At 72.4% G+C, this 16,575-nt stretch carries 1 protein-coding gene (only partly in view); it reads left to right on the forward strand.

Translation table 11 applies throughout. From position 1 onward, the window contains the following. Window positions 1–16,575, forward strand: partial view of an Ig-like domain-containing protein gene (locus ACTJJZ_RS00515; protein WP_440719208.1) — the 5' portion only. It continues 13,749 nt past the right edge of the window; only the first 16,575 of its 30,324 coding nucleotides appear in the window; it begins with the start codon at window positions 1–3; its stop codon lies off the right edge, out of view.

Here is a 16,575-nt window from a genome sequence, read left to right on the forward strand (position 1 = left end):
GTGCCGGATCGATTCGGCGCGCGCAGCCGGCGCACACGCGTCGTGGCGATCATCGCCGCGTTCGCGACGGCGCTGGTGCTGTCGCTGCCCACGAGCGCCGCCGCAGCCCCGTTGCCCGCCTCGGCCGCACCCGCGACGGCCGCAGCCGTCTGGACGCCGTCCTCGACCGTGCAGAGCATGCTCCGCGCCTTCAGCCAGGAGCGGCTCGAGGCGATGGACGCGCAGCGTCAGTTCGCCGCCTACGCGCAAGCGCTGAGCGCCTACCTCGCCGCGAAGGCGCAGTACGAGGCCGCTCTGCAGCAGGCGCAGGCGGAGGCGAACAGCCAGGCCGCCGCCGGCGCTCAGGCGCCGGTCGGGTCGACCACCGAGCAGGTCGCGTCGAGCGCTCCTGTGACGGTGCTGACGACGGTTCCCGCCGCTCCGCCCGCTTCGACGACGACGCCGGCGGATCCCGCGCCTGCCGCCTCGGGATCGCAGATGCACTGCGTGCGGAGCGCCGACGGCAACTCCGTCACCTGCAGCTCAGGCACGCCGGCCGCGACGGGTTCCACCGGCACGGGTTCGACGGGATCGACCACGGGCGCGGGATCGACCACGGGCACGGGGACGACCGGCACCGGAACCACAGGCTCGACCAGCACGGGGACGACCCCCACGGGATCGACCACAGGCACCGGTTCGACCACAGGCACCGGATCCGCCACGGGTTCCGCGGATCCCGCGACCGGCACGGGGTCGACCGGATCGACGGATCCCGCCACCGGGTCGACCGGCACCGGATCGACCACCGGGACCACGACCACCGGCACCACGGGGACGGCCGCGGCGACGACAGACGCCCCCTCTCCGCTGATGGCCGACTCGGCTCCCGCCACGCCGGTCGACGCCTCCGCCGTGCTCACCCAGGGCCAGCTCGACGACGCCGTCGCCCAGGCGCAGGCGGAGTGGACGGCGGTCGACCCGAACGCGGACTTCTCCGGGTTCAGCGCCTCCGTCGGCGACCTCGGCGGCGGGTGGCTCGGCAGCGAGGACTCCGGGGCGGTCGTCATCGACGCGCACGCGGCGGGCTGGGGCTGGAACGTCACGTTCCCGAACGACCCGGCGTCGGCGCACATGGATCTGCTCACCGTGGTCCGCCACGAGCTCGGCCACGTGCTGGGCCTGGAGCACACGCCCGGCACCGTCATGACGCCCTCGCTCTCGGCGGGGGAGAGCTACGCGGTCGATGCGTCGCTGCTGCCGGCGCCCGCCCCGGCCCCTGCGGCGGATCCCGCTCCCGCGCCTGACCCGGCACCCGCTCCGGCCCCGGCACCCGCTCCGGCCCCGGCACCCGCTCCGGACTCGAGCAGCACGGACTCGAGCACCACGGACTCGAGCACCACGAGCTCGAGCAGCACGGGCTCGACCGGCGCTTCGGCGACGGACACCAGCGGATCGACGACACCGACCGACAGCACGACGAGCCCCGCGGCGCCGAGCACGCAGACCAGCACCACCCAGACCAGCACCACTCAGACCGGGTCCGGCAGCACCCCGTCGTCCACGACCGCCGCCGGAACGGCCACGCTTCCCGTGGCCCCCGCGGCCGGCACCTGGACCGTGCAGCTGCCCACCGGGACCGGGATGCTCTCGTTCGGCTCCGACGGCACGGCCGTCTTCACCACGGCCGCCGGCACCGTCTCCACGGCCCTCGCCGGCATCACCGAGATCGACGTGCAGGGCGGCCACGACGACACGCTCGTGATCGACCGCGGCACCGCCGACCCCGCGCTCACCGTCCGCTTCGATGGCGGCGACGGCTACAACACCCTGAACTTCGCCGGATCGGCGGCCAGGACCGTGTCGCGTCCCGTCGACGCGCACTCCGGCACCGTCGTCCTCGACGACACCACGGTGATCTACACCCGCATCGCGCCCATGACGATCAACACCGCGGCCGACATCGCGTTCGACCTCGGCTCCGCGGACGCCACCTGCACGCTGTCCCCGTCCGCGACCGCGGGCAGCCTGAACATGAGCTGCCCCGGTGCCGCCGAGGTCACGGACTTCGTCACGCCGACGAACTCGCTGACGATCCAGGGCACCGGCAACGACGTCCTGTATCTGCACGGCGCGCTCGACCTCGCCACGGCCAACCTGACGGTGGTGTTCCGGCAGATCCTGCTGGACAGCGGGATGTCCCTCACCGCGGGAGACGTGTCGCTGACCGCCTCGCAGACCGTCAGCGGCGGCGTCTCGAGCGCCCTCTCCTGCCTGGTGAACGGCACACCGGCGACGCACTGCGCCGACACCTCGATCTCGTTCACGAATGCGGACGTGACCGCGAAGAGCCTCACCGCGACCGCCACCTCGACCGTCACGCCCGACTCGTTCTACGGCGTGATCGTGAGCGACCACGCCGCGGTCACCGTGGACGGCGGATCCATCCACACGACGACGGGCGCGCTCACCCTCTCCGCGACCGCGTCCGTGCCGACCTTCACGGCGAACGAGAAGTACACCGACAACCTCATCATCGACGCCGGCGCGACCGTCTCCGTCGGCGGGGACGCGCAGCTCGGCAGCGGGACGACCGCCGCCCTCACCGCGACCAGCGACGTGCACGGCACCGCGAACCCGCAGGTCGACAGCGGCAAGAGCGAGGGCAGTGCCGGCGGCGACGGATCCACCGCGCAGCAGGACGCCGCGGTCGCGACCGTGACCGTCTTCAGCGACGCGCTGACGACGCTGACCGGCACCGCGACCCTCGCCGCGACGGGCGATGCCGCCCTGCACGCCATCAACCACGTCGACGTCGTGGCGACCGGCGATGCGACCCCCGCGAACAGCGGCGCCGGGATCGCGGTCGTGATCCTGAACCAGAACACCACCGCATCGATCGACTCCGCCTCGCCGACCGCCATCACCGCGGCCGACCTCGCGGTCGCGGCCGACAGCGACACCACCGCCACCGCGACCGCGCAGACCAGCCCCAAGGGCTCGACCGGCAACGACAAGGGCGTCAACGATCCCGCCCGCGCGAACGGCCAGGCGAAGACCGCCGACGGCGCCGCAGGCGGGACCAGCGGCAGCAACAGCGGCATCGCCGGCGCCCTCGGCGTCGTGATCCTGACCGGCGGCACGCACGCCTACATCGGGGGCACGGGCGTGACGACCACGGGCGGCACGCAGACCGTGCACGCCGGCGCCAAGAACGTGGACTCGGCGTCCGCCTCGGGCGGCAACGCCGACGGATCCGGCGGCATCGGCATCGGCATCGCGGTGAACGTCGCGACCTTCACCACCGAGGCGTATCTCGCAGGGGGTGCGACCCTGAACGCGACCGGCGTCACCGTCGAGGCGGTCGCGCCCGCTCAGTCTCAGTACTCCGCGACCGCGCAGTCCGGCGCGTCCGGCAGCGGCTCGGTCGGCGTGGCCGGATCCCTCGCCGTGAACGTCGCGGTCGTGAAGAACCTCGCCGAGGTGCGCGGCATCCCGACGGTCCACGCGAACCTGACCCTGACCGGCGGCTCGAACGTGCGGGACCGCACGGATGCGACCTCGAAGAAGGACGGCACCGGCAAGTCCGTCGGCGTCGGCGCCTCCGCGTCGATCGACGTCGTCGACGTCACCACGAACGCGGGGGTGACGAGCGGAGCGACGCTCGCGGGCGTGCACGACCTGACCCTGAACGCCACCGGCGCGAGCGACAGCGGCACGACCGCGACGAGCGGCGCGAAGGGCGGCGGCAGCCTCACGCTGACCGCCGTGGTCGCCCTCGACGTCGACAACGTGTCGACCTCCGCGGGGATCGTGGACGGTGCGACCCTCGACGTCGGCGGCTCGATCGCCGCGCATGCGAGCCAGACCGCCAAGGCCAAGACGGTCGCGACCGGCGCCACCGACGGCGGCGACCTGGCCATCGGCGCCGCCTTCGCGATGACCCTCGCCACGCACCGCGCCGACGCCTCGCTGGGCCGCATCGCGGTCGCCGGCCACGACGTGAGCTTCCGCGCCGACGGCGCGAGCGACACCGATACCGAAGCCAGCGCGAGCTCGGCGGGCGCGAAAGGCGAGGCCTCCGCGAGCGACCCGGGCGGCGACACCACCACCGTCAACCACAAGGGCGACAGCCAGGCCTCGTTCGCGAACGGCACCTCGAGCGCCAACGGCGGCGCGGGCAGCCGTTCCACGACCCCCGCCGTGAAGTCCGGCGACGGCGCCGGCGGCAGCGGCGGGACCTCCATCACCGTCGCGGCGGCGATCGTCTTCAACATCGTCGACTCCAGCTCGACCTCTCTGCTCGCCGACGGGCAGTCGGTCACCGCGACGGCCGGTCAGGTGACCTTCGCGACCAGCAACACCACGCATGCCAAGGCCATCGCCACCGGAACCGCGAGCACGGGCTCGTCGCTCACTATCGGCGCGGCCGTCGCCGTCAACCTGGTGAACATCGTCAACGACGCCTCGATCGGCGCAGGCAGCACGGTGCACGCCGCGACCGGCCTCACGCTGTCCGCGATCATGAACACCGCGCCGGACGCCAAGCACACGATCGACGCCGAGGCCACCGCGGGAGCGTCCAGCTCGGACGGCACCCTGGGCCTTGCGGGCGCTTTCGCGATGAACCTCCTCAACGAGAAGACCACCGCGGCCGTGCACGCGTCGCCGCTCGGCGGCGGGGGAGTCCAGATCACCGGAGTCGGCGACATCACGATGACCGCCGGATCCGCGGGCAGCAGCACGACCAAGGCCACCGCGGCGCAGTCCGGGGGAGCGACCGTCGGGATCGGCGCGTCCGTCGCCCTTAACCTCGTCAACAACGACGTCTTCACCGGCTTCGACCTGAACACCTCCGCGCCCAACGGCCCCCCGGTCGTCGGAGCGCGCAACATCACGCTGAACTCGACGAACGCCGATGCGCTGACGAACGAGACCGACGCGGGTGGCCAGGGCGGCAAGGTGACCGTCACCCCCTCCGTCGCGGTATCGATCGCGAACGAATCGTCTCAGGCCGCTTTCGGGGCCGGTCCCACCGTCCAGGTCGCCGGAGCCATCGCGGTGACCGCCGCCTTCACGGGCGCGGTCGACACCACCGCGAAGGGCGACACCACGGTCGGATCCACCGCCGGGATCGGCCTCTCCCTGGCCCTCGCCGTCGTGAACCACACCGTGGACGCGCACACCGACCGCAGCCTGCACGCGCACGGCGCGATCGGGTTCACCGCGACCGGCAGCTCGCAGACCACGAGCGAGGCGGAGGCGGCCGCGAGCGGCGCCTCGAACGACGGTCAGGACACCAACAGCAAGGCCGACAACAACCTCGGCAACGCGAACAAGACGCAGAAGGACAACAACGCCGCCGGCAAGGACTCGGGCAAGACCTCGACCCCGAAGACCGGCACCGCCGACGGCCAGGACAACAGCGGCTCGAGCTCGCCGTCCCTGTCGGTCGCCGCCGCGCTCGCGATCAACATCGTCACCACCGTCAGCACCGCGACGATCGCCGACGCCCTGACGATCACGTCCGACACTGCCGCCGTCACCCTGAAGAGCTCGGCGCACACCGACTCCTCGGCGCACGGCAAGGGCGACACCACCGCGAAGGCCGCCGTCGGCGTCGGCGCGGGTGTCGGGGTCAACGCCGTCGACCTGACCAACCGCGCCGCGACCGGCGCCTCCACGATCGTCGCGACCGGCCTCGACGCCGAGGCGGGGATCACCGACCTCGCCGACCCTGACAACCACGACGTGCTGCGGCACTGGAACGGCACCTCGTGGGACGTCATCGACCGCGGCAAGGACCTGCCCGGCCCGTACGCGACCCAGTACTTCCACCTCAGCGCCGACGACGGCTCGCACGGCAAGGGCGTCTACCAGTACTCCTCCGGCGGCGGCTGGGGCAGCGCGGTGCTCGCCGGCGACGTGCCCGAGAAGAGCAAGCTGAGCGACTGCGCACACACCTCGAGCCCGGCCTTCTGCGTCCTGACCGTGCCGAACGCCGGCCACCCGCAGGGCAGCCTCTACCGCTGGGACGGCTCGGCCTGGCAGTACGCCGGCGACGAGTCCGGCGAGAAGCTGCCCACCGGCGGTCCCAAGGACAAGGACTACTACGAGCTCACCGCCGACGACGGACTCGGCCACAGCGCAGGCCTGTACCGTTTCGCGTCCAGCGGGCACGCGTGGAGCACGGTCGCCGGCCCCTTCTTGCACGGGATCGACCTGCCGTCCTCGCCCTCGGCCGACCAGATCTTCCGTCTCGACGAGCACGAGTTCGAGGCGCACGCCGAATCCGGCGCCGGCGACTCGACCACGATCGGCGTGGCCGGATCCGTCGCGATCAACATCGTGAAGAACCGCACCGAGGCGGTGGTCCCGGCGGGCGCGTCGATCACGCTCACCACGGACGACCTGACCCTGCGCAGCCGCAGCAACGAACGCGACGCCGCGAAGGCGACCAGCAAGGCCGAGACCGGCGACTCGGTCGGCGTCGGCGCCTCGGTCGCCCTGAACATCTTCTCCGGCCAGGATCCGGTCACCCTGCTCCCGTCGAACCGGGTGCGCTCCGAGGTCGAGGACGGCGCGGCCGTCTCCGGCGGCGCCAACGTCGAGATCGAGGCGAAGGGCTGGCGGCAGGTGTCGGCCGAGGTCGAGGCCGGGACCAAGACCAGCGGCGACAACCCCGCCATCACGCCGGCCGTCGCGCTCGTGGTGAGCAACCACGACACGGTGACCGCCCGCCTGGGCGGCGGATCCGCGCTGACCGTCAGCGGATCCGTGACCGTCTTGGCGGAGCACACGGACGAGCTCGACACGTCCGGCAAGGCGGAGGCTGCGAGCAAAGACGTCGCGGTCGGCGCCATCGTCGCCCTCAACGTCGTCCTCGACTGGAACACCCTCGCGGCGATCGACCGCTCGATCAGCGGCACCGCGATCACGATCGAGGCGACCTCCGAGCTCGCGGACGCCGCGAACGCGACCGCCAGCGCGCGCGGCAGCAGCGACAGCGACAACAGCTCCGACACGAAGTCGAACCAGCAGATCAAGGACAACCCGAACACGACCGGCGCCACCGCCGGGAAGACCACCCCGAAATCCAACGACCAGACGACCTCGGCGAACAGCAGCGCGAGCGGCAAGACGGGCAAGAGCGGCGGCGGCACCGGGATCGCGGCGTCCATCGCGTGGAACTGGATCGAGGCGGCCAACGAGGCCCGCATCGGCGGCGGCATCACCGTGACCGCCACGGGCGGCGCGGTGAAGGTCAGCGCCTCCGACCTCACCGGGAACACGGCCAAGGCCATCAGCACCGCCTTCGACCTGACCTCGGGCAGCACCGAGATCGGTGCCGCGGTCGGCTTCAACTACCTGAACCTGAGCAACAAGGGGCACGTGCTGCAGGGCGCCACGGTGACCGGCGCGGGCGTCACGGTCGAGGCGATCACCCCCGCCGGCAAGCACGACGACTTCATCGTCTGGGCGTTCGCGGCCGCCGGCGGCAAGTCCGGCACGAGCATCGCCGCCTCGGCGGGCATCAACGTCCTCAACCTGTACACCGCCGCGCGGATCGGCCAGGGTGCCACGGTCATCTCGACGCAGGGCATCGACGTCAACGCGGTCACCGACATGCGCCTGCTGAACCTCGCGCTCTCCGGGGCGCTGTCCACGAGCGGCAAGGGCATCGGCGGCGCGTTCGCCGTGAACATCCTGCCCGCCGTCTCGACGATCGCCGCCGTCTGCTCCGGCGCCGACCCGACCACGGACCCCGACTGCACGGGCTCGACGGCCGCGACCACGCTGCAGGCCGCCGGCGCCATCGGCGTCACGGCGCACCAGACATACGCGCCGCTCGCGCCGACGACCGGCAACAGCACGATCGACGACCACCTTCCGGCCATGTCGTCGTTCGCCCTCGGCGGCGCCGTCGGCGGCAGCGGCGTCGCGGTGAGCGCGACGATCGTGGTCGACGTGCTGCTGTTCGACACCGAGGCCTACCTCGGCGACGGCGCCAAGGTCAACCAGACGGCCACCGGCGGCTCCGGCCAGTCCGTGAACGTCTCGGCGCAGGACGACACGAACATCGTGGACGTCTCCGGCGGGCTCGCGCTGAGCGGCGGATCCGCCTCGGTCGCCGGATCCATCATCGTCCTCGTCATGACGAAGGACGTGAAGGCCCGCATCGGCGCCGGGGCGAAGGTCGCCGCAGGAGGCGGCGTCTCCGTCGCCGCGGCCTCGACCGAGAACCTGCTCGAGATCGTCGTCGGCGGCAGCGCCTCCGACTCGAGCGCGGCGGTCGCCGGCACCTTCGCCGTCATCGTGATCAACCCGGGCGACCACGCCACCTCCGCCACGATCGGCGACAACGCGGTCGTGCACGCGGGCGGCGACGTCGCGGTCACCGCGTCCGACATGGCGGACAAGCTCAGCATCGCGTCCGGCAACGTCGCGATCTCCACGAGCAGCGCGGGCGTCGGCGCCTCGCTCGCCCTCCTGGTCCGCAGCGGCACCGTCGTGGCGACGATCGGCGACCACGCCGACATCGAGGCCGACGGCGCCACCGGGCTCACGGTCTCGGCCACCCAGCTCGGCGACATCCTCCTCGTCGCGGTCGCCGGCGCGGGCGGCAACAACGCCGGCATCGCCGGATCCGTGTCGGTCGACGTGCTCACGGACGTCACCACGGCCGGGATCGGCTCGAGCACGACGGTGAACTGCGTGGGCGTGAGCTGCACGAACTCGAGCGGCAGCACCTCGCAGTCGGTCGCCGTCACGGCCTCCGACACCACGACGATCCTCGCGCTCGCCGGCGCCGTGGCCGTCGGCGGAACGGCCGGCGTGGGCGTCGGCCTCGACGTCGAGGACCTGCACAAGACCACCTCGGCGACCATCGGATCGTCCTCCACCGTGCACGCCAACGGCGACGTCGTCGTCACCTCGACCTCGCGCGAGGACATCAAGTCCATCTCCGCCGGTGTCTCCGCGGGCGGCACGGCCGCGGTCACCGTCAACGCCGCCGTCCCGGTAATCGTCGTGACCACCACCGCAAGCATCGGATCCGGCGCGAACGTCCGTGCCGGGGGCAACGTGATCGTGTCCGCCGACGAGGCGATGACGCTGTTCGTGATCGCGGGCAACATCAGCGCCGGCGGCACCGCCGCGATCGGCGCGGGTGTCGCCGTGCCGGTCGTCACCAAGACCACGAACGCGACGATCGGCTCGTCCGCGGTCGTCACGGCGCTCGGCGGCGCCACCACGCACGGCACCGTGAACACCGGCGGCTACACGACCTCCGGGGTGGACACCCGGTTCGACCCGCGCGGCTACCTGGGCGGCTACCCGGTTCCGCTGCCGCACACGCCGCTGCCGCAGGGCCTCATGTCCGACGGCACCACGATCAACCTCGGCTACACGCACAACTTCGTCGAGGGCCAGCAGGTCGTCTACGACGCCGGCGGCGGCAAGCCGATCACGGGTCTCTCCGACGGCGCGACGTACTTCGTGCACCTCGTGAACGGGTGCGGCACCTGCATCCAGATCCGCGGACCGAACGCGGATTCCCCGATCATCACCGGCATGACCCTGCCCTCCGGGATGATGAGCGAATCGCAGCGCTTCATCCCGACGAACACCCCCGGCGCCGCGGGCGACGACGCCCCGCGCTTCAACCCCGCCGTCGACGTCGGCACCGACTCCATCGTGCTCCCGTACGACCCGCAGGCCGCCGTGGGCGACCCGGTCGTGTACAGCGCCGGCGGCGGCACCGCCATCGGCGGGCTCGTGGACGGCGCCACCTACTACGTCGTCGACAACACCCCTGGCCACTTCCAGATCGCTCGCACCAAGTGCGAGGCGACGCTCAACGCCGACGACTGCGCGCACGACGGCATGGCCGTCCCGGGCGCGACCGTCCCGATCGTCTTCACCTCCACGGGCAGCGGCCGCTCGCACAGCTTCGTCCGCTCCGGACAGCTGCCCGGCGCCGACGCCGGCCAGACCGGTCCGCAGACGATCACGACCGGCACCTCCTCCGGGTTCTCCGGCGTCGCGGTCACCGCGACCAACAGCGACTACATCGCCTCCCTCGGCGTCTCGGCGGGAGCCGCGGGCACCGTCGCCGTCAACCTCTCCGGATCCGTCTCGGTGCTCACGGTGCACACCACGGCGTCGATCGGCGACCACGCCAAGATCAACTGCGCCACCGCCGCCTGCACCGCGAACGACGGGTCGGCGTCCTCCGGGCAGTCCCTGCGCGTCGCCGCCGGCAACAACTACCGCACGCTCGGCATCGCCGCCTCCGTCGCCGTGAGCGGCACCGCCGCGGTCGGCCTCTCCGCCGCGGTCCGGGTCGTCGAGCTGCACGCCGACGCCTACATCGCCCACGACGCGATCGTCAACGCGAAGCACGACATCGAAGTCGTCTCGCACACGAGCGACGCCGTCGTCTCGGTGAACCTCGCCGCCGCCGGCGCCACGGTCGGCGTCGCGGGCACGGTCGGGGTCACGGTGCTGAAGACCTTCACGAACGCCTACACGGGCGACGGGGTCACCCTGCGCTCGGACGGCGACATCGCCGTCCTCGCCTCCGACGACACGTCGCTGATCCTGGTGACCGCCTCCCTCGCCGTCGGCTGGGTGGGCGTCGGGGTGGGCGTCGACGTCGTCGTCGCCACCAAGTCCACGCAGGCCTACCTGGGCACGAACAACACCGTCACCGTCAAGGGCCTCGGCGCAGGATACGGCTGCACGATCGCCGGCGACGGCTGCGTCGACGACGGCACGATCGCGAACGACGGCTTCGGCACGCAGACCGTGCACGGCCTCGCGGTGCAGGCGGGCTCGACCGAGAAGCTGTTCGGGATCGTCGCCGGTCTCGCAGCCGGATTCGTCGGCGTCAGCGGCAACGTCGGGGTCAGCATCCTCACGGTCGGCGTGGCCGCCTTCATCGACGACGGCACGACCGTGAACAAGGGCTCCGGATCCATCCTCGGCGGCGTCGCGTCGAACCAGAGCGTCACCGTCACGGCGACGGACCGGCTCGACTCGCTGACCTTCGCCGGCGGCGTCGCCGGCGGCTTCGTGGGCGCCGCGGGCGGCATCGACATCGGCGTCGCGAACGTCAGCGTCACGTCCTACATCGGCGCGGCGGACGTCTGGGCGAACGGCGGCGTCGCCGTGAACGCGCTCGCCATCAAGCACGTCTCCAGCTACGCGGTGAGCGTCGGCGGCGGATTCGTCGGCCTCGCGGGCGCCGTCTCGGTGTGGTCGATCGGCACGACCCCGACGGACCAGTACAACTCCGACGCGAACGGCCCGCAGCGCGGTGCGTACTCCTCGGCGAACTCGTACACGACCGGCGACGTCGTGACCTCCTCCGGGCACACCTACGTCGCCCGCCACAACAGCGACCCGACGAACGCGCATGCGCCGTCGGAGACCTTGTACTGGGAGCTGTCCGACCCGAAGAGCGCCACCACCGGCGACAGCGGCGCCATGTCGGCCCAGGGTCAGGCGGACGGCGCGGCCTCCGGCGGCGGCGACGGCTGGGGCAGCGCGCTCAGCGGCACCGCGGCGCAGAAGGTCGCGCTCTACCAGGCCGGCCACACGTACAAGAACGGCGTGATCGTCACCGACGGCAGCGGCCACTACTACCAGGCCAACGTCGCCTTCACCTCGGGCGCCTCGATCGCCGCGGACGGCACGAAGTGGACGCCGGTCGACGCGCCGTACGGCACGTACATCTACGCGAGCGGCGACACCGCCAACCAGGGCCTCGGCGCCGCGTCGCCCGGCGGATCGATCACCGCCGACACCTTCAACCCGACGTCCGGACACCCGGCGCCGCCGGCCGGCACGTCCGCCACGATCTACGGCACCGTGCACTCGATGCAGGCCGGCGTGCAGGTCACCGCCGACGACCGCCTCGACGTCGTCGTCCTCGCGGGCGCCGCGAGCGTCGGGCTCGGCGCGCTCGGCGCCGGCATCTCGGTCCTCACGATCGGCCTGCACACCGACGCCGGCGTCGCGGGAACGGCCGACGTCTCCGCGGCCGGCACCGTGGGCGTGCACGCGAACCTCACCGAGGACGTCACCGACATCGCGGTGACCGGATCCGTCGCCGGCATCTCCGTGACCGGCCAGATCGTCGTGCTGAACGACACCAGCTCCCAGGCCGCGCACATCGACGCAGGGGCGAGCGTCCCGCAGGCCGGCACCGGGATCGACGTCACGACCCTCGCGACGCGCACGGTCACCGCGTACGCCGTGGGCATCACCCTCGCCGCCGGCGCCGTCGGCGTCGCGGTCGCCGTCCTGAACCTCAGCGGCGACACCACCGCGACGATCGGGAACGTGGCGATCGGATCCGCCGGCGCGGTCGGCGGCATCACGGTCACCGCGACCGACCACGTGACCCCGAACATCCTCGCCGTCTCGGCGCAGGGCGGCATCCTCGCCGGCATCAGCGGCATCGTCGCGATCCTGAACTACACCGGAACGACCCGGGCCGCCTCCGCGGCGCACGGCACCGTCACGATCGGCGGCAGCGGCGTCACGGTGAGCGCGACCGGCACGCGCACCGACATGAAGCCCGTCGCCGTGAACGTCTCCACGGGCGCCGTCGCGGTCGGCTTCACGCTGCTCATCGCCACGAGCGGCCGCAACACCGAGTCCGAGCTGGCGGGCGATGTCACCACGAGCGGCGCGGTCGACGTCGAGACGAACGCCAGCAACGTCGTGAGCGCCACGACACCCGGGATCACGGGCGGCGGCGCCGCGATCACCGCGATGATCCCGATCGCCACCATCTCCGGGCACACCACGGCGAAGCTCACCGGCACGGTCGGCGGATCCGCGAGCGTCACCGTCCACGCGAGCGGCGAGAACCACGCGAACGCCGAGGTCGACATCGCGGGCATCGCCGGCGCCAGCCTGAACGTCGGCGTCGCGAAGGCGACCGTCGCGGACGGCGCCGACATCGCGGCGACCGTGACCGCTGACGCCTCGATCGCTTCGAGCGGCGCGGTCGCCGTGACCGCCGACCTCCACGGAGCCAACAGCCGCAACGAGGCGATCGCGATCGGCCAGAATTTCAGCGGCGGATTCGTCGGTGCGGGCGCCGTGTTCGCCGCGCAGGCCGTGCTCGGCGGGGCCGTGCACGCCGAGCTGTCGGGCAGCGTCACGAGCTCCTCGAACGTCGCGGTCAGCGCGATCGGCGGCAACCGCGCCGAGTCGCAGCTGCTCCTCGTCAGCGTGGGCGGCCTCGCCGGCGTCGCGGTGAGCCTCGCCGACGCCGAGATCCACGCTGCGGCGACCGTCGAAGCGGTCGCGGTCCACGGCAGCAGCACCCGCACGATCACGAGCGGCGGCGTCGTCAGCTTCGACGCCGAGGCGCACAACACCGCTTTCACGAAGAGCCAGTTGGGCTCGGGCGGCGGCCTGTTCGGCGTCAACGTCAGCGTGCCGACCGCGGACGTCGCCGGCGCGACCACCGCCTCCGTCGACAGCGGCGTGCACGCGGCATCCCTCTCCGTCACCGCGAACGGCACGAACAACGCCACCACCGCGACCGACATGCTGAGCATCGGCGGGCTCGCCGGCGTCGGCGCCGACGACTCGCACGCGACGATCGAGTCCGCAGCCCTCGTCACCGCCGCGGTCGGCGCGCACAGCACCGTGACGCTCACCGGTGCCGCGACGGTGAGCGCGATCAAGAACAACACCGTGAAGTCCACGACCGGCAGCATCAACGCGTCCCTCGGCGCGAGCGTCGGCGCGATCGGCTCGGAGGCGCAGGACCACGGCGGCAGCACGGCGTCCTTCGGCGGAGAGCTCGTCACGGCCAGCCAGCTGAGCGTCAAGACGGATGCGACGGACTCGGCGACGACCGCGCTGTTCGTCGTCTCGGTGGCTCTCGGCGTCGGCGCGTCCGTCGTCTCGGCGACCGGCGCGATGGACGGCGCCGATGCCGCCCTCCTCAGCGGGACCGCGAACATCCACAGCGCGGACACCGCGATCACGGTGCACGCGGGCCGGGGCGCGATCGCCCTCACCAATGTCACCGGCGGGGCCGGCGGGATCCTCGGATCCGGCACCGACATGAAGGCGATCGGGACCGTCGGCGGCAGCGTCTCCGCCTCCGTCGAGAACGGCGCCACGGTGGGCACCGTCTCCGGCCGGCCGGGATCCCTCTCGGTCACCGCCGACGACGCCGCGGTCGCGGGCGGCGGCGCGAAGGCGGGCGCCGGATCCCTCGGTCTCACGATCGGCGCCGCGATCGGCTCGGCGACCGCGAACCCGACGGTCAAGGCGTACCTCGGCACCGGCGTGCACGTCGTGCTCGGCACGGGCGCCACCAACGGCCTCACCGTGACCGCGATCTCGCACCGCGCACAGGCGGTCGGAACCGCCAAGGTCGTCGGCGGCGGCATCGCGAACGTCGGACTGCCCGCCGCGGACGCCACCTCGTCGCCCACCGTGGACGCGCACTTCGGCGCCGGCACCACGATCCTCGCCGGCGGGACGGTGACCCTGGACGCCGAGTCGCTCGCCGACCCGCAGGGCGCGCAGCTCACGGACGACATCGTCGGCCTGAACGCCGACGGCGGTGCCGCCCCCGACGACACGGTGCTGTTCCCGCAGCACGGACTGTCCACCGGCGACCAGGTGCTGTACAGCTCCTCGGCCCCGATCGGCGGTCTGCGCAACGGTCACGTGTACTCCGCCATCGTCCCCACCGTGGACGGCGAGGCCGATCCCGACCACGTCGGCTTCGGCGTCACCTGGACGGCCGCCGCGATCGACGCCCTGAGCCTCACCGCCACCGCGTCGGGGACCGACGCCACGCGCGGGCTGCTCCGCTTCAGCGGGCCGCACCACTTCGAGAACGGCGACGCCCTCATCTACCGCTACGACCCGACGAACGCCTCGTCGATCGGCCTGACCAACGGCGGTGTCTACTACGTGCGGGTCGTCGACGCGTACACGATCGCGCTGTACACGTCTCAGGCGGACGCGCTCCAGGCGGCCAGCATCTTCCACACCAGCGACGTGAGCGGCAACCTGATCGGGGGCACCCCGTACACGGCCGGCCAGCACGTCACCTACCGGTCCGCCCCGGCGAGCACCTTCACCCACGGGCCAGGGATCCCCGCGGTCGGTTCGCACCCCGCGTGCGCGTACTGCAACCACGCGGTGGACGTGAGCGTCGACGGCAGCGGGCATGTCACCGGCGACAGCGGCTCGGCGTACAACGTCTACCTGCCCACGGTGAACGTGGACCCGGTCAGCCACGCGGTCACGCTCTCCGACCACAACCTGCAGACGGGCGAGGCCGTCATCTACCGGATCAGCGACGCATCGAAGAAGATCCCGGAGCTCACGGTCGGCGGAACCTACTACGTGATCCGGCTGAGCGCCTACGCGATCCAGCTCGCGGCGAACTACTGCGACTCCGTCGGCCACGCCGGCGACTCCAGCTGCGCGCCCGCGTCGGTCGTGACGCCGATCCACCTCTCCGCACCGCCCGAGTCCAGCGCCGTGCAGGCGTTCGCGCCCGCCGGGATCGGGCTCACCGACGGTTCCACCTACACGGTCGCCAGCCGGAACGGATCCGGCCAGATCACCCTCGCCGGGCAGTCGCTGACCACCAGCCACGTGTTCGGCGCCCAGACGCTGTTCCTCGCCGGCGCGGCCCTCACCGCCGGCTCGGGGGCGCAGCAGCTCGCCCTGAAGCTCACCGGCACGCTGACCGGCACGCAGCGCCTGTACGCCGCCGACGGCACCTCGCTGCGGTCCGCCTCGCCGCCTCCGGGCAACGGCGTCACCACCGCGGCAGCCAACGGCGGCGGCGGTGGCGCGGGCTCGTTCACCTCGCAGACCTCGCAGACCACGATCAATCCGACGGTCCGCGCCTACGACGCGGCCACCTGGATCACCGTCGGCGGCAACGTGGGCATCAGCGCGACCACGCACACGAACGCGACCGCCACGACGAGCAACGGATCCGGCGGGCTCATCTCCGGCGCCGGCGTGTCCTCGCACGTCGACGGCACCGGGAACACGTCGGCGTTCGTCGGCACCGGTCCCGACGGCATCAGCGGCACGACGGCGGCCACGCAGGTGAATGCGAGCGGCGTCAGCATCACGGCCGGCGGCATGGTGCGGGTGTTCTCCACCGCCACGTTCGTCGCGAACGCCGATGCGGACACGGAGAGCGGCGGGCTGGCCGGCGGATCCGTGTCGCACGCCGAGGTGCACCTCAGCGACAACACCGTCTCCGCCATCGGTGCCGGCGCGCACGTCGTGGGCGGATCCGTGAACCTGATCGCCACGACGACCGGTTCGCAGATCACCAGCCACTCGAAGTCGATCTTCATCGCCTTCGCCGGCTTCGCCACCGCCAAGGCCGTCTCCGAGCTGAAGAGCCACGACACGGCGCTCATCGACGGCCAGACCGGGACGCCGACCTGGGTCGAGGGCGACGGCGGCGTTGACCTCCGCGCCTTCCACAGCGGCAACACCCGCTCGCACGACGACGACCCCGAGTGCTGGTGCATCGGCCCGTCCTACAGCGACGGCTACGACAACCTCGAGTTCTCC

The organism is Microbacterium sp. 22242, from assembly GCF_052045495.1.
In the GTDB taxonomy this organism is placed as follows: domain Bacteria; phylum Actinomycetota; class Actinomycetes; order Actinomycetales; family Microbacteriaceae; genus Microbacterium.